The sequence below is a fragment of the Actinomadura latina NBRC 106108 genome, from assembly GCF_001552195.1.
Lineage (GTDB): Bacteria > Actinomycetota > Actinomycetes > Streptosporangiales > Streptosporangiaceae > Spirillospora > Spirillospora latina.
In genome coordinates this window covers 1-19,211 of the sequence record NZ_BCQS01000033.1, presented here as the reverse complement: position 1 = coordinate 19,211, position 19,211 = coordinate 1, and the positions used below count along the sequence as shown (strand labels likewise).

General features: G+C 74.7%; 16 protein-coding genes. 6 read left to right on the top strand and 10 right to left on the bottom strand.

The window, feature by feature from the left end:
- The first annotated feature begins 330 nt into the window (after positions 1-330).
- Complete coding sequence (locus tag AL2_RS30805) at positions 331-738, top strand: MFS transporter (protein ID WP_067639868.1); 408 nt, start codon at positions 331-333, stop codon at positions 736-738.
- On the opposite strand, the gene AL2_RS30800 is transcribed toward AL2_RS30805, so the two are convergent.
- Positions 651-2,180: a peptide ABC transporter substrate-binding protein gene (locus tag AL2_RS30800; protein ID WP_067639866.1), complete on the bottom strand. Its 1,530-nt coding sequence runs from the start codon at positions 2,178-2,180 to the stop codon at positions 651-653. The genes AL2_RS30805 and AL2_RS30800 overlap by 88 nt on opposite strands.
- A 169-nt stretch (positions 2,181-2,349) precedes the next feature.
- Here AL2_RS30800 and AL2_RS30795 point away from each other — a divergent pair, with 169 nt between their 5' ends.
- Positions 2,350-3,783, top strand: a complete 1,434-nt coding sequence (locus AL2_RS30795; RefSeq protein ID WP_067639865.1) for an LVIVD repeat-containing protein — start codon at positions 2,350-2,352, stop codon at positions 3,781-3,783.
- A gap of 30 nt (positions 3,784-3,813) precedes the next feature.
- On the opposite strand, the gene AL2_RS30790 is transcribed toward AL2_RS30795, so the two are convergent.
- From AL2_RS30790 to AL2_RS30780, 3 genes are read right to left on the bottom strand one after another with little or no spacing between them, the layout of a single operon-like run.
- On the bottom strand, positions 3,814-5,133 hold the full coding sequence (locus tag AL2_RS30790; protein ID WP_083947060.1) for an FUSC family protein: 1,320 nt from the start codon (positions 5,131-5,133) through the stop codon (positions 3,814-3,816).
- A 60-nt stretch (positions 5,134-5,193) separates the two neighbouring features.
- Entirely contained in the window at positions 5,194-5,727 is a 534-nt protein-coding gene (locus AL2_RS39510) for a CGNR zinc finger domain-containing protein (RefSeq protein WP_067639863.1), read from the bottom strand.
- A gap of 19 nt (positions 5,728-5,746) precedes the next feature.
- On the bottom strand, positions 5,747-7,192 hold the full coding sequence (locus AL2_RS30780) for a type I glutamate--ammonia ligase (protein ID WP_083947059.1): 1,446 nt from the start codon (positions 7,190-7,192) through the stop codon (positions 5,747-5,749).
- Positions 7,193-7,290: 98 nt separating this feature from the next.
- Here AL2_RS30780 and AL2_RS30775 point away from each other — a divergent pair, with 98 nt between their 5' ends.
- Together AL2_RS30775 and AL2_RS30770 are read left to right on the top strand one after the other, a co-directional pair.
- Entirely contained in the window at positions 7,291-8,403 is a 1,113-nt protein-coding gene (locus tag AL2_RS30775) for an amidohydrolase family protein (protein ID WP_067639861.1), read from the top strand.
- A 43-nt stretch (positions 8,404-8,446) separates the two neighbouring features.
- On the top strand, positions 8,447-9,835 hold the full coding sequence (locus AL2_RS30770) for an FAD-dependent oxidoreductase (RefSeq protein ID WP_067639859.1): 1,389 nt from the start codon (positions 8,447-8,449) through the stop codon (positions 9,833-9,835).
- A gap of 19 nt (positions 9,836-9,854) precedes the next feature.
- Here the strand turns inward: AL2_RS30770 and AL2_RS30765 are convergent, their stop codons facing one another.
- The 3 genes from AL2_RS30765 to AL2_RS30755 are packed head-to-tail and all read right to left on the bottom strand — an operon-like array spanning position 9,855 to position 13,020.
- A complete protein-coding gene (locus AL2_RS30765) occupies positions 9,855-10,964 on the bottom strand; it encodes a cystathionine gamma-lyase (RefSeq protein ID WP_067639858.1) in 1,110 nt (369 codons plus the stop codon).
- A 36-nt stretch (positions 10,965-11,000) separates the two neighbouring features.
- Complete coding sequence (locus tag AL2_RS30760; protein ID WP_067639856.1) at positions 11,001-11,939, bottom strand: MBL fold metallo-hydrolase; 939 nt, start codon at positions 11,937-11,939, stop codon at positions 11,001-11,003.
- A gap of 22 nt (positions 11,940-11,961) precedes the next feature.
- On the bottom strand, positions 11,962-13,020 hold the full coding sequence (locus AL2_RS30755) for a rod shape-determining protein (protein WP_067639854.1): 1,059 nt from the start codon (positions 13,018-13,020) through the stop codon (positions 11,962-11,964).
- Between the two features lie 493 nt (positions 13,021-13,513).
- Between AL2_RS30755 and AL2_RS30750 the strand changes: the two genes are divergently transcribed.
- Together AL2_RS30750 and AL2_RS30745 are read left to right on the top strand one after the other, a co-directional pair.
- The gene (locus AL2_RS30750; RefSeq protein WP_083947074.1) at positions 13,514-14,305 is read left to right on the top strand and encodes a PP2C family protein-serine/threonine phosphatase; all 792 of its coding nucleotides are present in this window, start codon (positions 13,514-13,516) and stop codon (positions 14,303-14,305) included.
- Between the two features lie 14 nt (positions 14,306-14,319).
- Complete coding sequence (locus AL2_RS30745) at positions 14,320-16,113, top strand: N-6 DNA methylase (protein ID WP_245667051.1); 1,794 nt, start codon at positions 14,320-14,322, stop codon at positions 16,111-16,113.
- 107 nt (positions 16,114-16,220) lie between these two features.
- Here the strand turns inward: AL2_RS30745 and AL2_RS30740 are convergent, their stop codons facing one another.
- From AL2_RS30740 to AL2_RS30730, 3 genes are all read right to left on the bottom strand, one after another.
- Positions 16,221-17,237, bottom strand: coding sequence for a C40 family peptidase (locus AL2_RS30740; protein WP_210748804.1), 1,017 nt, complete (start codon positions 17,235-17,237; stop codon positions 16,221-16,223).
- Between the two features lie 153 nt (positions 17,238-17,390).
- Positions 17,391-18,803: a maltokinase N-terminal cap-like domain-containing protein gene (locus AL2_RS30735; protein ID WP_067639848.1), complete on the bottom strand. Its 1,413-nt coding sequence runs from the start codon at positions 18,801-18,803 to the stop codon at positions 17,391-17,393.
- A gap of 2 nt (positions 18,804-18,805) precedes the next feature.
- On the bottom strand, positions 18,806-19,211 hold a 406-nt coding region (locus tag AL2_RS30730), incomplete at its 5' end, for an alpha-glucosidase C-terminal domain-containing protein (RefSeq protein ID WP_174550896.1).

Here is a 19,211-nt window from a genome sequence, read left to right as displayed (position 1 = left end):
CGGCCGCCGGATACCTGCTCGTCCTCGACCTCGTCGGGGTGAACATCGCGCTCCCCGACATGCGCCGCCGCCGCATGCTGCTCGGCGGGCTCGCCGCCTTCACGGCGGCCTCGCTGGCGTGCGGGCTCGCGCCGTCGGCCCTCGTCCTGGACGTCTTCCGCGCGGTGCAGGGCTGCGGCGCGGCCGTCCTGTACGGGACGGCGTCGCCGCTGCTGGCGGCGGCGTATCCGGCGGGACGCGCCCGCAACCGGGCGCTCGGCGTGTACGCGGCCGCGTCGGGCGCCGCTGATCCTCGGGCGGATCGCCCATCGCTTCCCGTCCGCCGCGCTCGTGGCCGCCGGGCCGCTGCTGACCGTGGTCTCCACGCTGCTGCTCGCCGCGACCTACCGGACGGGGTCGTGGCCCGCGATGGTGCCGGGCTTCGCCGTCGGCGGCCTCGGCGCGATCGGCAACCTGGTGTCCAGCCAGGTCGCGTTGGAGTCGGCCCCCGCCGAGCGCGCGGGAGTCGCCGCCGGGATCACGAACACGGCCAAGCAACTGGGGATCGCCGTGGGCGTCGCCGTCCTCGGCGTCCCCTACGGCCTGGCCGGGCCGGGGCCGATGCTCGTCACCGCCGCGGCCCTGGCCCTCCTCGGTGCTCTCCCGGCCCTCTACTTCCCGATCGTCAGGCGGTCCAGGCGGACGCCGGTGAAGGCCCCGGCGGAGACGCCGCGCACGCGCTCCGACCAGACCAGGTGATCGTGGGCGGACCACAGCGGCATCGCGGGCATGTCGCGCAGCATCGCGGTCTCGGCGAGGCGCGCGGCGATCACGCCGTCATCGGCCGTCGCGGCGCGCTCGGCATCGGCGACCAGACCGGTGGTGTAGTCGTCGCCGAACCCGGTCCCGGCCTCCAGCAGCGGAGTGAGCGCGGCGACCGGGGCGGGGTAGGCGGCCGTCGTGTGGACGGCGAACGGCCCGTCCACCTCGTGGTCGTCCACGGCCCTGCGCAGGTCCGCGACCGGATGGGGACGCGCGTCGACCTTCAGTTCCGTGCGGATCTGGCCGGCGACGGCCTTCACCCACGCGTCATCGCCCCGGTTCGCCTCGTACCAGACGTTCAGCGGACCGCTCAGCCCGCCCGCGTCGGCCAGTGCGGCGACGGCGGCCTTCGAGTCGTGCACGCACAGCCGGCACTGCCCTTCCCGGTGCCCCGGGCGGATGCCGGGCGCGACGAGCGAGTCGGCGGGGGAGAACTGGCGCCCGAGCGCGCCCTCCGCCACCGCCGACCGGTCGATCGCCATCGACAGCGCCGACCGGAGGGTCGGGGACGCCAGCCGGTCCGCCCATGCCGGGAACGCCAGGTAGGTCACGTCCCGTCCGGGGACGGAGAGGTGGCGGTCCCCGAAGTCGGCCTCCACCGACTCGTGCCTGTCCGGCGGGACCCGCGTGGCGACGTCCAGGTCACCGGCCGCCGCCGCGTCGTACTGCGCCTTCGCGTCCGGCATCGCCTTGACGACCACCGAGCGCCCCTCTCCCGACCGCCGCCGCAGGACGATCTCCCGCGCGCTCCGCGATGCCACCAGGAACGGCCCGTTGCCCACCGGCCTCCGCCCGTAGGACGCCCAGTCCCGCGACGCCAGGGCGCTCTCGGGCAGCGGGAAGAACGCCGGGTCGCCGAGCAGGGCCGGGAACCCGCTCAGCGGCCGGTCGAGCGTCACCTCGAAGGCCAGGTCGTCCTTGACCCTGAGGCCGGACACCTCCTCAGCACCCCGCCGCGCGCCCTTGAGGTGGGCGACCTCGGTGAACAGCCGCGCACCGGCCCAGCCCTCGCGCAGCACGGCCGTCCAGGCGCCGGTGAACGAGCGGGACGTGACGGGCGAGCCGTCGTGGAAGGTCGTGCCGGGGCGCAGCCGGACCGTCCACACCCGCCGATCCGGGCTGGTGACCGACGCGGCGGCGGCGTTCCCGGGCGCCCCGGTCTCCGGGTCGTAGGCGACGAGCCCCGTCCACACCGCGTTCGCGATCATCCGCCCGGCCGGGTCGCGGACGTCGCCGGGCAGCAGCGTCGCCGGCGCGGCGGCGCCCACCGAGATCCGCGGATCGGCCGGCTCGCTCCACGCGCGCAGGGCCGCGACCGGTGCCAGGAGCACCGCCACCGCCCCGGTGATCAGGGCGGCCGTGCGCGTGGAGCTCTTCATGCCTCTCCCGGGAGCAGGGGGCGGCCGACGCCGGTGAGCGTAGAGGACGACGACAGGTCCCACCAGCTCTTACGGTGCTGAGTCCATTTCGTGACCAAGCCGCCTGTTGATCAAGTCTGCGGGCGCGGTCACACTGGCGCTTGCGAAGATCTTCTTCCGTGGAGGCGCGATGCTCCCTCGCACATCCATCCCCGCCGGGCGCCTCGCCCAGGGCGGCGCGGCGGTCGCGGCGTCGGTGGCGCTGCTGGCCGGCTCCGCCTGGGCCTGCCCGCCCGAACCCGAGAACACCCGGACCGGGCAGGCCGCCGGGACCGAAGGCACCGGCGGCCACGCCGGGCACTACCACCGGGCTGACGCCGCCGCGGCCGCGAAGTCCGAGGCGGTCAAGGGCGTGCGGCGCGTCGGCGGCGTGTCCGACGCCAAGGGCGCCATCTCGCTGATGTTCATGGACTACGGCCGCGGCCCCCACAAGCGGACGATCATGTACGCGACCGGCGAGTTCGGGCTGAAGGCCTACGACATCACCGCCGATCCGAAGGTCCCCACGCTGGTCGGGCAGCTGAACATGCCGGGCATGTGGGAGACCGAGGACACCGACTTCGACCCCAAGCGCAAGATCATCTACTTGTCCCGGGACCCGCGCGCATTCGGCGGCGACACGCGCACCGGCGAGTCCGGCATCTACGTCGTGGACGCGTCCAAACCGGAGAACCTGCGCCAGATCACCTACGTGAAGGTCCCCGCCGGGCACACCACGACGTGCGTGAACGACTGCAGGTACCTGTGGACGGGCGGCCCCGCCAAGGCCGACTGGATGCCCGAGGACTGGGGCGGGCGCCCGGTCTGGGTCACCGACGTCCGCGACCCGGCCAGGCCGAAGGTCCACCAGGACCCGATCGACACCGGCCGCAACGACGGCAAGACCGACTACACCCACGACATCCAGGTCGACTCCAACGGTGTGGCATGGGCGTCCGGACGCGGCGGCGTCCGCGGCTACTACACGACCGGCCGGCACTACGACCCGGTGGAGAAGGAGTGGCGCAGGGCCACCGCGGTCGACCCCGTCCCGTACGCGGGCGGCGGCCTGGACGAGGCCACGACCAACTCCACGTTCATGCACAACAGCTACCGCGCGGTGGGCCGGACGCGGAACCAGGCCGCCGACCCCCGCAGGTGGGGCAACGGGCAGCTCCTCTACGTCACCGAGGAGACCTTCAACGACGGCTGCGCCAACGACGGCCTCCTCGTCATCGCGTCCCTGAAGGGCTCCTACAGGGGCGAAGGCTGGCGCTCCACGCCGGAGCACAAGTTCCGCCTGCACACCGTCGGGACGTGGGGCGTCGCAGGCAAGGAGGGCAGCGACCCCGCCAGCACCGACTGCTCCGCCCACTACTTCGACGTCCGCGACGGGGTGATCGTCCAGTCGTTCTACTCGCAGGGGACGCGCTTCCTGGACGTCCGCGACCCCACGAACCCCAGGCAGGTCGCCTACTACCGGCCGGCGGACGCCGCGTCCTGGCAGCCGTACTGGCACGGGAAGTACGTCTACGTCGCCGACAACACCCGCGGTATCGACGTCCTGGAGCCGGCCTTCCGCTGACTGCCGCCGAACAGGAGTCGCCAGAGGCCGTCACGGGCGGTCGTCCGGCCCGCCGCGGTCGCGGGGGTTGCGTTCGGCCGCCCGGGTGGCGGAGCCGGCGGCCCGGCGGAGCTGGTGCCCGGCCTGCTGGACGGCCTGGACCGGGCGGGCGGGCAGGTGCCGGGACGCGCCGCGGTGCCGCCGCCAGTGCTCGCGGGCGCGGGCCCGGTGCTCGACCCGCAGGTTCTCGATGAGCCGGTCGATGTCCATGGACACCTCGCCGTACAGCGGCCACAGGTCCCCGGCCGCGGCGCGTCCGTGCAGCTCGCGGCGCAGCCGGGCGCGCCGCTCGCGGGCCACGTCCACCCGCACCTCCAGGTCGTGCTCGGCGAGGAAGGGGCGGGCGTCGCGGGTGAGGTCGGAGCGGGCGAGCCGGCCGTAGGCGGCGATGCTCGCGGCGATCCCGGCGAGCGCGTCGCCGAGTTCGCGGCGCAGCGTCGGGTCGGTCAGCAGCCGGCCCCGCTCCCCGAACCCCTCGTCGTCGGCGAGGGACCGGGTCAGCCCGCGCAGCGACAGCATGCAGTGCTCCATGGTCTCCATGGCGTTGCGCAGCGCGACGCCGGCGTCGACGAGCCGCCGCGCCCGCGGGTTCAGCCTGACGCTCTCCTCGGCGGCGCCGAGGTCGCGGTCGGTACGGCCCAGTTCGCGGGCGAGCCGCTCCGCCTCGTCCTGCCAGCGGGCCGCCTCGCCCTCGGTGCGGTCGCCGCGCAGCCCGTCCGCGATGTCCTCGATCAGCCCGCGCAGCTTCCCGGCGACGTCCTCGACGGCCTCCTCCGCCGGCCGCACCCGCACCGACGGGACCAGCAGCGTCGCCGCCAGCCCGGTCGCCGCGCCGATCAGCGTCTCCAGCACCCGCTCGGTCGCGCCCGCCTCGCTGGCCGCGCCCAGCGCGAAGATCAGCATCGCGGAGATCGGCACCTCCAGCACGTGCTCGCCGAGCCGCAGGACGTGCCCGATGACCAGCGCGGCGCAGATCGTGAGGCCGAGCGTCCACCAGGAGAACCCGATGGTGGACGCGGCCATCACCGCGACCAGCACCCCCGAGGTGACCGCCAGGACCCGCAGGATGCCCGCCTTGATCGTCCCGACGACGGAGAACTGCACCACGAGCAGCGCCGTCAGCGGCGACAGCAGCGGTTCCGGCTGGCCCGGCGGCAGCACGGCGCTCGCCAGCACGAACGCCAGCACGGCGGTGAGCGTCAGCCGGGCGATGCGGTAGACGGTGGACTGCACCTCCATCGCCACGTGCAGCGGCGAGCGTCCGGCACGGTCGCCCCGGCCGGACCGGGCGCGGAAGAGCGGGCGTGGCATGCCGTACGTCCTTCCCGCACCCCGGCAATATTGCGGCAAAGCCCCTGAATGCGGGGGAGGTCACGTCCGGCGGCGGGCGCGGAACGCGGCGACGTTCGTCCGGTTCGCGCACGCCTCCGAGCAGAACCGGCGCCGGCCCGCCCGGGACGTGTCGGCGTAGACGCGGTCGCAGCCGGCGGCCGCGCACACGCCGGTCCGGCCGAGCCCGTGCTCCACGACCAGCTCGGCGAGGCTCATCAGCGTGGTCGCGCGGAACCGGTCCGGGAGCCGGGACGAGGGCGGCGCGTAGTGCATGTGCAGGCCGTGCGGCTCGTGGTCGGCCAGGTGCGGGTGCATGGGGCTCTCCAGCATGAGCCGGTTCAGCAGCGCTGTCGCGTCCTGGAGCCGGCCGGCGTCGAAGAACGGGCGCAGGGTCCGGCCCCAGCGGCGGAGCTCCTCGGCGTCCTCGTCGCGGAACTCCCGCCAGAAGAACTCGGCGTCGCGCAGGATGCGGCGCAGCGCGCCGGCGGAGCCGTCCCCGCCGGCGCTCGTCACGGCGTTGACCAGCGCGACCGCCGCCGACACCCCGTGGCTCCGGTAACCCGTGACGCGCATCGCCGCTGCCTCCGGTCCCTCAGTGGCGCCAGCGGGTGGCGGCGGCGACCTGCTGCGGCGTCGCGCCGTCCAGCAGCTCGATCTCCCCGCGCCGCACCGCCGCGACCGTGTCGGCCACCGCCTCGCCGAGCGCGTCCCGCAGGACGGTGTCCGCCTCGAACGCCGCGACCGACTCCGCCAGCGAGGCCGGGAGCGGCACGATGCCCCGGGCCGCGCGGTCCGCTTCCGGCAGGCCCGCCGGGTCGACGTCGACGGGCGCGGGCAGCCGCAGGCCGCTGTCGAGGCCGTCCCGCCCGGCGGCGAGGAGGGCCGCCGGCAGCAGGTACGGGTTCGCGGCGGCGTCCAGGCACTTGACCTCGAGGTTCGCCGCGGTCGCCCGCTCGCCCTCGGCCCCGGTGACGAACCGCAGCGCCGCCTCCCGGTTCTCCAGCCCCCAGCAGGCGAACGCGCCCGCCCAATGGGACGGGATCAGCCGCAGGTAGCTCGCCACCGTCGGCGCGCCGATCGCCAGCAGCGCGGGCAGGTGGTGCAGGATCCCGGCGGCGAACGCCTCCCCGGCCGCCGTCATCCCGTACGGGCCGCCGCCGCCCGCCATCGCGTTCGCCGGTCCGTCGCCCGTGCCCTCCCGCCACAGGCTGAGGTGGACGTGGGCGCCGTTGCCGACCGAGTCGGCCTCGACCTTGGGGGAGAACGACGCGGCCATGCCGTGCCGCATCGTCACCGCCCGGATCGTCTCCCGGACCAGGACGGTTGTGTCGGCCGCGCCGAGCGGGTCCTCCGCTTCCACCGACACCTCGTACTGCCCGGGCGCGTACTCCGGGTGCAGCTGCACGACCGTGACGCCCGTCTCCTTCAGCGCCCCGAGGACGTCCCGCAGGTAGCCCGCCAGCTCCGTGATCCGCGTCATCCCGTACGCGGGGCCCTTGCAGGCGGGGGTGAACTCGTCCCCGTCGCCCTGCGACACCGCCCACTCGATCTCGAACGCCGCCTTCACCGACCAGCCCAGCGCCGAGAGCCGGTCGGTCTCGCGGCGCAGCAGGGCCCGCGCGTCCAGCGGGTGCGGGACCCCGTCCTGCGCGTAGCGGTGCGCGGGCGCGTGCGCCCAGCCGGGCAGCGCCGCCATCGGCACGAGCCGCTCCAGGACGGGATGGAGCCGCAGGTCGCCGACGGGGCCGCCGATGTGGCGCCCGGACACGATCGAGTCGTCCAGCAGGAAGACGTCGAACACCGGGGACATCCCGACGCCCCACGCGGCGGCGTGCTCCAGCCGCTCCACCGGGACGGTCTTGGTGCGGGTGATGCCGCTGACGTCCACCCAGGTCAGCGCGATGCCCACGAGACCGTCCCCGGCCAGCCTCCGGGCCGCGACGGCGGCGCGGTCAGCGAGGCGCGTGCGCTCGGCTCCGCTGAGCGCGTACGCGTCGAGGCCGGATCCGCTGGTCGCGGTCTCGGGGGTCTGTTCCACGGTGCTGGCTCCCGGTCGGAGTGGCGGCGGCGGACGCGGGCACGGCCCGTAAGGGCATCGTAGGGAGAACGACGGCTTGTTTCAGGGAGGCGGGCGCCGTGCTGGAGCACCTGGAGTCGCTGCCGCTGGTCGATCACCACTGTCACGGCGTCCTCGACCGTGATCTCGGCCGGGCGGCGTTCGAGGAGTCGCTGACCGAGGCGGAGACGTCCGGGCCGCCCGGAGTGAGCATGTTCGACACGCAGGTGGGGTTCGCGCTGCGGCGCTGGTGCCCGCCCGTCCTGGGCCTGGACGCGCACGCGGAGCCGGACGGGTACCTGGCGCGCCGCGCCGGGCTGGGCGCGGCCGAGGTCAACCGCCGCTTCCTGGCCGCGGCCCGGCTGGACGCCCTGTACGTGGACACCGGCTACAGCCCGGAGGCGATCCTCGGCCCGCCCGAGCTGGGCCGGCTCGCCGGCGCGGACGCCCGCGAGATCGTCCGGCTGGAGACCGTGGCCGAGCGGGTCGCGGCCGGCGGCGTCGGAGCCGCGGGCTTCGCGGACGAGGTGCGCTCCCGGCTCGATGCCCGGGACGTCGTCGGCGCCAAGTCGATCGCCGCCTACCGGGCCGGGCTGGAGCTGTCCGGGCAGCGGCCGTCCGACGCCGAGGTGACGGGGGCCGCCGGGCGGCTGATGCTCGCGGCGGAGGCGGGCGGGAACGCGCCGCGCGTCTGCGACGAGGTCCTGCACCGGTTCCTCGTCTGGTGCGCGGTCGACGCGGGGCTGCCCGTCCAGTTCCACGCCGGGTACGGGGACGTGGACGCCGACCTGCGCCGCGGCGACCCGCTGCTGCTGATCGAGCTGCTGCGCGCCATGGACCCGGTCCCGGCGATGCTGCTGCACAACTACCCGTTCCACCGGCACGCCGGCTACCTCGCGCAGGTGCTCCCGAACGTGTACGTCGACGCCGGGCTCGCCACCCACAACCTCGGGCACCGCTCGCCCGCGCTGATCGCCGAGCTGCTGGAGCTGGCGCCGTTCGGGAAGGTGCTGTACTCCTCGGACGCGTTCGGGCTCGCCGAGCTGTACCACTTGGGCGCGCTGCTGTTCCGGCACGGCCTCGCCGGGTTCCTCGCGGGCGGCGTCGAGGACGGCGCGTGGACGTCCGGGGACGCCGAGCGGATCGCGGGGATGATCGCGTCGGGCAACGCCCGCCGCGTCTATGGTCGGTGACGAGAACGATCGTTACGGACGATCATTTGGGGAGGAAGCCGTCATGGCCGCACGTGAACGCCTGCTCGTCATCGGAGGCGACGCCGCCGGGATGAGCGCCGCGTCCCAGGCCCGCAGGCGGCGCGGCCCGGACGAGCTGGAGATCGTCGCCGTCGAGCGCGGGCACTACGCGTCCTACTCGGCGTGCGGCATCCCGTACTTCGTCGGCGGCGTGGTCGACGAGCTCGGCAAGCTGATCGCGCGCACCCCCGCCGAGTTCCGCGACCGGGACATCGACCTGCGGCTGCGCGCCGAGGCGGTGGAGATCGACCTGGACGGCGGCCGGGTGCGCGTCCGCGACGTGGACGGCGGCGGCGAGCGCTGGGAGCCCTACGACGACCTCGTGATCGGGACCGGCGCCGTCCCGGTCCGGCCGCGGCTGCCCGGGGCGGACGCGAAGGGGATCCACGGCGTCCAGGTCCTGGGCGACGGGGTGGCGATCCGCCGCGTCCTCGAAGAGCGCGCGCCGCGCCGCGCCGTCGTGGTGGGCGGCGGCTACATCGGCCTGGAGATGGCCGAGGCGCTGGTGCGGCGCGGCCTGGAGGTGTCCCTGGTGGACGCCGCCGACCAGCCGATGCGCACCCTCGACCCGGATATGGGCGCGATCATCGCGGACGCGATGCGCGGCCTCGGCGTGCGGCTGCACCTGGGCAAGCCGGTCGAGGGCTTCGACACCGCGCCGGACGGGTACGTCGCCGCCGTCCGCACCGGAGGCCGGACGCTGCCCGCGGACCTGGTCGTCCTCGGCCTGGGCGTGAAACCGGCGTCCGGGCTGGCCCGCGACGCGGGGATCGAGACCGGCCCGACGGGCGGCATCGTCACCGACCGCCGGATGCGGACCCGGGCGGAGCGGGTGTGGGCGGCGGGCGACTGCGTCGAGAGCCGCCACCTCGTGTCCGGCGGCCCGGTCGCGATCCCGCTCGGGACGCACGCCAACAAGCAGGGGCGCGTCGCCGGCGTCAACATCGGCGGCGGCTACGCGACCTTCCCGGGCGTCGTGGGCACCGCCGTGGCCAAGATCTGCCAGGTGGAGGTCGCGCGGACCGGCCTGAGCGAGCGGGAGGCGGCCGCCGCCGGGTTCGCGGCGCTGAGCGTGGTCGTCGAGTCGACCACCCGCGCCGGCTACCACCCGGGCGCCACCGGGATGAAGACGAAGCTGATCGCCGAGCGGCGCTCGGGGCGGCTGCTCGGCGCGCAGATCGTGGGCGAGGAGAACGCCGCCAAGCGGATCGACGGCCTCGCCATCGCGCTGTGGAACCGGATGACGGTCGAGGAGATGACCGGGCTCGACCTCGGCTACGCGCCGCCGTTCGCGCCCGTCTGGGACCCGGTCCTGATCGCCGCCCGCAAGGCCGCCGACGCCGTCGAGGAGGACATGCGCACCCGTTCGTGATCGTCCGGGCCGGCGGCGCTCACGCCGGGCCGCCGGCCTCCAGGGCCTGGAGAACGTCCGCGACGAGGTCATCGGTGTCCTCGATGCCGGCCGAGAACCGGACGAACCCCGGTTCGACCGCGTCGCCGCCCCAGCGTCCGCGCCGTTCCGCGGAGCTGTGCACGGCGCCGAAGCTGGTGGCCTGCATGACCAGACGCAGCGACCCGAGGAACCTTTCGGCGGCCTCCTCGCTCGGCAGCGTGAACGAGACGACGCATCCGAACCGCCGCATCTGCCGGGCCGCCACCTCGTGCGCCGGATCGTCCGGCAGCCCGGGATGCCTGAGCCCCGCGACCCGTCCGCGCAGCGCCTCCGCCACCGCCAGCGCGTTGGCGGCCTGCCGCTCCAGCCTCAGCTGCAGGGTGGCGAGCGACCGGTGCGCCAGCCAGGCCTCCATCGGCCCGGGAATGGCGCCCACGGTCTTGCGCCAGAACCGGATTCCCTCGGCCAGTTCCGCATCGCGCGTCGCGACATGGCCGATCAGCAGATCGCCGTGCCCGGTCAACGCCTTGGTGTCACTGGCGACCGAGAAATCGGCGCCCAGATCCAGGGGCCGCTGACCCAGCGGCGTGGCCAACGTGTTGTCCACCGCCAGCAGCGCCCCCGCCGCGTGCGCGGCCTCGGCGAGCCGCGCGATGTCGCACACGTCCAGACCCGGATTGGACGGCGACTCCAGCCACACCAGCCGGGCCCCGTCGACCAGCGCGATCTGCGCGTCCCCGGCGGTGGGCGCCATCCGCACCTCCGCCCCGTACGACTCCAGCCGCTCCTTGAGCGCCCGCGTCACCTGGTAGCAGTCGTCCGGGAGAACGACGGTGTCGCCGGCCCGCACCTGCGACAGGAGCACGGCCGACACGGCTGCCATCCCGGATGAGAACGAGACGACCTCCGCCCCGCCCTCAAGCTCCCCGATCGCCCGCTCCAGCAGCGTCCACGTGGGGTTGGTGTCCCGCGCGTACGTGTAGGGCCCGCCGGCCTCGCCGGCCAGATGAAAGTGCGACGCGAAGACCGGGCCGGGCAGGCTCGGCGCGTAGTTCTCCGCCTCCGGCCGCCCGGCTCCGACGGCCAGCGTCCCGTCCCCGATCCCCATCGCTGCCTCTCTTGACCGTTCCGTCCGTCCCCCGGCTCAGGCGCGGCAGGTGAGGGGGCGGCCGCCGTTGAAGGCGATCATGTCGTTGAGCGCGGCGGCCAGGTCGATGTCGCCGCCCGGTGGGAGGCCGTCGAGCTCGGCGTAGGCGCGGTGCAGGTTGCCGACGAGCCGCTCGGCGTCGGTCAGCTCCGCGTACGGGCCGAGGTCGGCCTCCCGCGCCGCCTCCAGCGGGGTCAGCCCGGCCGGTTTCGCCGCGGCGGCCGTCGCCTGCACGAACCGCGCGTAGCCGAGGACGCGGTCGATCAGCTCCGGGCCGCCGACCGGGCCGTGCCCGGGGACGATCGTCGCCGCGCCCAGCGGCGCGACGACCTCCGCCAGCACCGCGATGGCGCCCGCGACCGATCCCTGCATCAGGAACGGCGTGCCGCCGTTGAAGAGGAGGTCGCCGCAGAACAGGACGCGCCGCTCCGGGATCCACACGATGGAGTCGTTGGTGGTGTGCGCGGGCGTCCCGACGTGCCGGACCTCGCAGCGCAGGTCGTCCACCCACAGGGTCACGCCGCCGGTGTAGGTGAGGAACGGCGGTTCCACCTCGATGTCGCCCCAGTCCACCTTCGTCCAGAACGGCTCGTCGAACGGCTTGCCCCAGGCGAGCGCGCCCTCCCGCGTCCCCTCATGGCCGACGACGGTCGCGCCCGCGAACAGGTAGTTGCCGAACGTGTGGTCGCCGTGGTGATGGGTGTTGACGAGCGTCCGGACGGGCCGGTCCGTCACCGACCGGATCGACTCCAGGTACGCGCGGGTGCGGCGCTCGGTCGAGCACGAGTCGACGCTCACCACCCCGCGCGTCCCGGTGAGGAAGCCGGTGTTGTTGATCCACCAGGTGCCGTCCGGCTGGACGTAGGCGAAGACCCCGTCCGAGACCTCCTGCAGGCGGGGGCTTCCTGGGCCGTCGAGGCCGGGCGCGTCGCTCATGGGACCGGCAGTGTAGCCCCGTTCAGTACTCCGGCAGGGTGGTCAGCACCTGCGGCCGCGGCGCGGACCTGCGCGCGGACGGCTCCTGCGTCCCGGCGGAGCGCAGCACCTCCCCGGCGCCGAGCACGGCCGCGTCGCCGGTGTCGTCGCCGAGCCGCGCCTCCAGCCCGGTCCTGTCGCGGATCAGCCGCTCCAGGCCGGGCAGCCGGGCGCATCCGCCGGTGAGCGTGATGCCGACGCTGAGCAGGTCCCCGGAGATCTCGGGGGAGCAGCCGGTCAGCCCGGTGCGGAGCGCGTCCACGATCTCCGCGACCGGCGCGGCGATGGCGCGGCCGACGTCCAGCGTGGTGAGGACGATCTCGCGCGGCATCCCCGTCGCGATGTCGCGGCCGGTCACGACGGTCTGCTTCACCGGCCGCCGGCCGAGCGGCGGCACCGCGCCGACCTCCAGCTTCGCCGCCTCGGCGGCGGACCGCGACAGGACCACGCCGTGCTCGCGCCGGACCAGCGCGACGATCGCCTTGTCCAGCGCCGACCCGCCCACGTGCGCGGTGTGCGAGGTGACGAGGCCGCCGAACGCGATGACGCCGACGTCGGTGACGTCCGCGCCGATGCAGGCGATGACGGCGATCTCCGGCCGCGTGGACGTGGTCATCCCCATCCCGATCGCGGCGGCGATGGGCGTCGGCACGAGCGTGAGCCGCCGCGCGCCGGCCTGGTAGGCGGAGAACTGCAGGGCCCGGTAGTGGACGGACGTCATCCCGCTCGGCACGGTCACGACGAGCCGCGGGCGGGCGGTGTAGTGGCGCCGGTGGTGCCGCCGGACGAGGTGCCGCATCAGGTACTCGGCCTCGTCGGTCTCCGTCGGCGCGCCCTCCCGGATCGGCCGGACGAGCGTGACGTCGGGGTTGCGGCCGGCCATCTCCCGCGCGGGCAGCCCCAGCGCGAGGATGTGCCCGGTCTCCCGGGAGCGGGCGAGCACGGACGGCTCGCGGCACACCACGCCGCGGTCCTTCACGTGCATCCGCACGGTGTCGCTGCCCAGGTCGATAGCGGTGTCACGGCCCGCGAAATCCCACATCGCGTCCCTCCCAATCGCCCCGAAAGTCGCAAGAGTCTTGTAGATGCCCTTGCGTCCTGCGGCGATGCCCACGGGTGGGTAAGCGAATCGCAACGACCTGGCGACCGGAGATCCGGAATATCCGGAACGCCCACCGCGGTGCGGTGCCCGCCCGGCGTCCAGTGCCGGGCGGGCACCAAGAGATCATGTGCGGGAGATCATGCGGGGACGGTGCCGAGCCGGGCGCCGCCGCGCCCGCGATCGAGCCGCCCGCCACGCTCGTGCCGAGCAGCAGCGCGCTCGCCGCCCCCGCGAACGACAGCTCGCCGATGCCGTGCACGGCGAACGGCAGGACGGGGCCGGCCTCGTGCCCGGCGTCGGACGACGCCCCGCATCCGGCCGCCAGCAGCGCCGATACGGCGAGGAGGGCGCCCGCCCGGGACACGCGCCCTGCAAGCAAGGTGCCGAAGAGGGAAGTTTGTGAATTGAGTTTTAACGTGCTTGCATGGGATGCATGGCTCACCAGATGCTTCGCTTCGCCGCCGGGACGGACGTCGGCAGGCGGCGGAAGACGAACGAGGACTCCGCGTTCGCCGGTCCGCGCCTGCTCGCGGTCGCCGACGGGATGGGCGGGCACCCGCACGGCGACGTCGCCAGCCGCACCGCCATCACGGCCGTCGCCGCGCTGCCGCTCGGCGACGACCCGGCCGCCGCCCTCGCCGCCGGCGTCGCCGAGGTGGCCGCGCGGCTCGACGCCCTCGGCCGGCGCGACCCGGAGCTCGCGCGGATGGGCACGACGCTCACCGCGATGGCATGGGACGGCCACGGCTTCGCGGTCGCGCACATCGGCGACTCCCGCGCCTACCTGCTGCGCGGCCGGGACCTCTTCCAGCTCACCCGCGACCACACGATGGTCCAGACGCTCGTGGACGGAGGGCAGCTCACCCCCGCGGAGGCCGCGAACCATCCCCGGGCCTCGGTGCTCGTCCGGGCGCTGCAGAGCGGCGGCAGCGGCGAGCCCGACGTGTTCCGGCACGATGCCCTGCCCGGTGACCGGTACCTGCTCTGCTCCGACGGCGCCTCCGGATTCGTCCCGCCCGACGCGATGCGCGCGGCGATGGCCGAGGAGGCACGCCCGGAGGACGCCGTCGCGCGGCTCATCGCCCTCGCGAACCGGGCCGGCGGGCACGACAACATCACCTGCGTCGTCGCGGACGTCGTCCCCGCGGCGGACGCCCCGGAGCAGCGCCCGCAGCTGGTCGGGGCCGCCGCCCCGGGACGCCCGACCCGGCTCGGCCGCTCGTGACCGGCGACCCCGGGGTGACGGCCGGAGACATCGCCCGGCTGGTGGGCGTGGGGCGCGCGACGGTCAGCAACTGGCGGCGCCGCCACGGCGACTTCCCCCGCCCGGTCGGCGGGACCGCGGCCAGCCCGCTGTTCTCCCTCGCCGACGTCGAGGCCTGGCTGCGCCGCAACGGCAAGCCGTTCGAGGTGTCCCTCGGCGACCGGGTCTGGCAGCGGCTCCGCGCGTCCGGCGACGACTTCCGGCTCGCCGACCTCGTCGGCTGGGCCGGAGTGCGCCTCCTCGAAGACCGGGGCCCCGGCCTGCACGGCGGCGCCGGGGCAGTGCCGCCGCCCGATCTCGAACCGGACGACCCCGGCCTTCCCGCCATGCTCGCCGACCTGGCCGCCGAGCACGGCCACGCCGCCGCCTTCGAACTGCTCCTCCGCCGCTACGTCCAGGCGCACTCGCGGCGCCTCGTCCTCACCCGTCCGGACGTGGCGGAGCTGATGACCCGCCTCGCCTGCGGGGACGGCGACGTCGTCCTCGACCCGGCGTGCGGGCTCGGCACGCTGCTGCTGGCGGCGCCCGGGGCGCGGCGCGCGCTCGGCCAGGACGCCGCGCCGGCCGCCGCCCGGATCGCCGCGGTCAGGCTGCTGCTCGCCGGCACGCCCGCCGAGGTCGCCGCCGCCGACTCCCTCCGCCGCGACGGCTTCCCCGGCGAGGTCGCCGACGCGGTCGTGTGCGACCCGCCGTCCGGCGACCGGTCGTGGGGCCACGAGGACCTCGCCGGAGACCCGCGCTGGGAGTACGGGCTGCCGCCGCGCGGCGAGCCCGAGCTGGCCTGGGTCCAGCACTGCCTCGCGCACGTCCGGCCGGGCGGCCGGGCGGCGGTGCTGCTGCCGGCGGCCGTCGCGGGCCGCCGGCCCGGCCGCCGCATCCGCGGCAACCTGCTGCGGGCCGGCGCGCTGCGCGCCGTGATCACGCTCGCGCCCGGCGGCCCCGACCTGTGGCTGCTGCGCCGCCCGCGCCCCGCCGAGCCGCCGCCCGCCGCCGTCCTGCTGCTGGACGCCGAGGGCGACCTCGGCCGCGCCGAACGCGCCTGGGAGCGCCGTGCGGACGGCGAGTTCCGCGTCCCGGTCATCGACCTGCTGGACGACGAGGTCGACCTCAGCCCCGCCCGGCACCGGCCCCGGCAGAGCGGCCCGGCGTTCGCCGACCGGTTCACCGGGGCGCTCGACCGGCTGGCCGCCGCCGCGCCCGCCCCGCCGGCCCTGGAACTGCTGCCCGACCAGCGGCCCCTGCCGTTCACCACGCTCGCCGAGCTGGCCAAGGCGGGCGTCGTCGCGATCAGCCACGCGCCGGCCCGGCTGCCGGCCGGCGGCGACGTCGCCGTCCTCACTGCGGACGACGTCCGCGCCGGGACCGGCCCGACCGGGACGGCCGCCGCCGACCCCGGCCTGATCATGGTGGAACCCGGCGACGTCGTCGCCACCACCGCCGGCTCCGCCCGCGTCATCACGTCCGCCGGCGCCGCGCTCGGCCCCTACCTCACCCTCTACCGGCCGGACCCGCAGCGGCTCGACCCGCGCTTCCTCGCCGGGTTCCTGACGTTCGCGCCCACCCGCACAGGCACCGGATCCAGCCGCATGGACCTGCGCCGCGCCCGGATTCCCCGGCTGTCCCTCGACCGGCAGCGCGCCTACGGCCGCGCCTTCCAGGAGTTGGCCCAGCTGACGCAGACATTGCGCGAAATGTCGTCCCTGGGGGAGGCACTGGTCCGGCTGAGCTTCGACGGGTTGCTGGACGGCCGCCTCCGCCCCCGCCGATGACCAGGCCGCCATGGGCTCGTGGGCGCCCATGGCGGCGTGGAGCGGCTCGATCAGGTCAGCACCGTTCGATCAGGTCAGCACCGTTCGATCAGGTCAGCACCGTTCGATCAGGTCAGCACCGTGAACGGCATGCGGCCGGTGTACTTGGCCCACGCGTGGTGCCTGGGCGTGTACAGGTGGGCGGCCGGTTCGGTGCGCGGCCTGGGGGCCGGCTTCGTCTCGTCCGGCGGTGGGCCGCTCTGCGGCGGCTGGGCCGCCGAATCGTCCGGCGCGGGGGCGGGGCCGCCGGGTGGCGCGGCCTGTTTCGCCGGGGTGTCTTCGGGGGCGGTGGCCGGGGGAGTGTCGCGGGATGGTGGAACGCTGTCGGCAGGTGGCGGAATGTGGGGGGTCCGCTCCTTATCTGGCGGCTTCTGGTCGGCTCTCTTCTGCGCGCTCATCCGGTCGATCTTCTCGACGAGCTCCTTCACCGACTGAGGGAAATCCTTGCGGGCGGGCGCGCCGGGGCGCACCGCTCCGGCGAACTGTCCCTTCCGCCGCGAACCGAGCTTGTTGATGCGGACCCTCGCCCCGGAATGGGGCGCGTGCAGAAATCGCTCGTGCCCGACATAGAGGCCGACGTGGCTGCGGCCGTGGAAGAAGATGAGGTCGCCGGGCTTGAGGTCCGTCAGCTTCACCTTCCGGTCGACCTTGCGGTACTGCCCGTAGGTGACCCGCGGGATCTCCACGCCCGCCTTGCGCCACGCGGCCATCGTGAGGCCGGAGCAGTCATAGGCGTTCGGCCCGTCGGCGCCCCAGCGGTAGGGCTTGCCGATCTGCTTGCGGGCGAATCTGAGCGCCCTCTTCGCCTTCGTCCGCTGGGACGCCACCCGCGTCCGGTACTTGTCGTAGGCCTGGACCTTCGCCAGCGTGCCGGAGTCGAGGTGCAGGGTCTCCAGTACCGCGGGATTGAGCGCCGCCCGCGCGGGGGCGCCCAGCGGCACCGCCAGCGCGAACCCGGTCGCCGTCACGGTGACGGCCGCCAGGAGCATTCCCTGTTTTCGGCCCTCCGCCCGGGTGCGGCCGGTATGGCCCTCGAATGCTCGGCTTCCGGCGTCGTCTTCGTGCGAGTGGCGTCCGATGGACATTTCTGTTTTCTCCGTTCCCATTGTCGGGTCGTGCTCGGCGGGTGATCACCTCGCCGAGAGTTCGGGTACCCGTTGATCGCCATGGGATTGGGAGAGATCGCCGATTTTACATGATCATGACGCCGAATTGGAGACGCGCTTTGGTGTCTTTGATCATGCGGTCAGATGAGCGAGCGAAGTCAGCGGGACGGGCAGCCACGCGGGCCGGTTCCGCGCCTCGTACCGCACCTCGTACACGGCCTTCTCGAATTCGAACGCGTGCATCAGCACCGAATGCGCGGCCGGGTCGGCGCCGCCGGCCGCCGCGTAGCCGCGGCAGAACGCGGCCCTGTTCCGCGCCGCCCAGGCGTGCGCCCGCGTCTCCAGGTGCGGGCCCGACTCGGTCGGTACCGTGCCGGCCTTGGTGATGAGGAACCGCGCCGCGTACTCGAACGAGCGCAGCATCCCGGCGACGTCCCGCAGCGGGTGCGCGAGGGCGCGCCGCTCGCTCTCCGCACGGGCCGGCTCGCCCTCGAAGTCCAGCAGCGCCCAGCCCGACTCGGTGCGCAGCACCTGGCCGAGGTGGTAGTCGCCGTGCACGCGCTGGACCGCCATCGGCGCCGCCTGCGCGGCCAGGTCCAGGAACGCCCCGGTGAGCGACTTCGCGTGCGGCGCGAGGCCGGGCACGGCCCGGCAGGTCGCGGTCAGCTCGGCGTTCATCCGGGCGGCCGTCGCGCGCACCTCGCCGGCCGGGACGGTCGTCACCCCGAACGCGCCGGCGAGCGCCCGGTGCACCTGCGCGGTGGCGGCGCCGAGCCGCTCGGCCTCGGCGGCGAAGTCGCCGCCCGCACCGCTCGCGTCCAGTTCCGCCCACTCGTCGCCGGGCGGCAGCGGGTACGCGAACCAGTCGCGGACGCTCGCGATCGCCAGGCTCCAGCCGTCCGCGCCGGTGTGCAGGTAGTCCGACAGGAGCCCGAGCGTGACCGGTTCCGCGCCGGGCTCGCCCGGTTCCAGTTCGATCCAGCCGTGCACGGCCGGGACGTGCTCGCAGCCCTGGCGGGTCAGCGCGAGGTTGACCTCCAGGTCGAGGTTGACGCCGTTGCTGAGCCGCCGGAACAGCTTGCAGATGTAGGCGTCGCCGAACAGCAGCGAGGTGTTGCTCTGCTCGGCGGTGATGGGCAGGCTCGCCAGCTCCGTCCGGATGCGGGCGCCGTCCATGCGGTGGAACCGCAGCGGGCCGATGGACGCCTCGTCCGCCAGCGCGTCCAGCAGCATCCGGGTCAGGTCCGGGTCGTGGGCGGCGTCGTACGGGCGCGCCTCCGCGCCGCCCGCGGCGCCGCCGATCTCCACGTGCCGGAGCCGGTCCGGCAGGTGCCGCCGCACGCCGAGGAGCAGCTGGTAGCGGTCGGTGACGCCGTTCTGGCGGACGTCGAGGACGAGATGGTGGAGTGCGGGGTCGCCGGCGCGCAGTTCGGTGGCGGTGCCGATGGACAGCTCGTCGATCGGGCCGTCCTTGCCGCCGAACCACCGCTGCCGGGGCAGCCACTCCGCGAGGTCTCGGGCCAGGTCGGATCGCGGTGGAAGCACGGTCAGACGGTCCTTCCCGCGCCGACGATCCCGTCCGCGCCGGCGTCGTCCGGCGGGAGCAGCTGGAACCAGAAGAAGCCGTGCCCGGGAAGCGTCAGCAGGTACGGGAGTTCGCCGATGGCCGGGAACTGGACGCCGCCCATGCACTCGACGGGGGAGTAGCCCTCGAAGCGCCGCATGTCGAGTTCCACCGGCTGCGGGAAGCGGGACAGGTTGGCGACGCACAGCACCGTGTCCATCTCGCCCCACGGGCTCTCGTCCTCGGTGATCTCGCGGGTGAAGGCGAGGACGGAGGGGTTGGAGGCGGAGAGTTCGACGTAGGAGCCGACGCCGAAGACGGGGTGGCGCTGCCGGATCTCGATCATTTTGCGGGTCCAGTGCAGCAGGCTGCCGGGGTTGTTGGCCTGT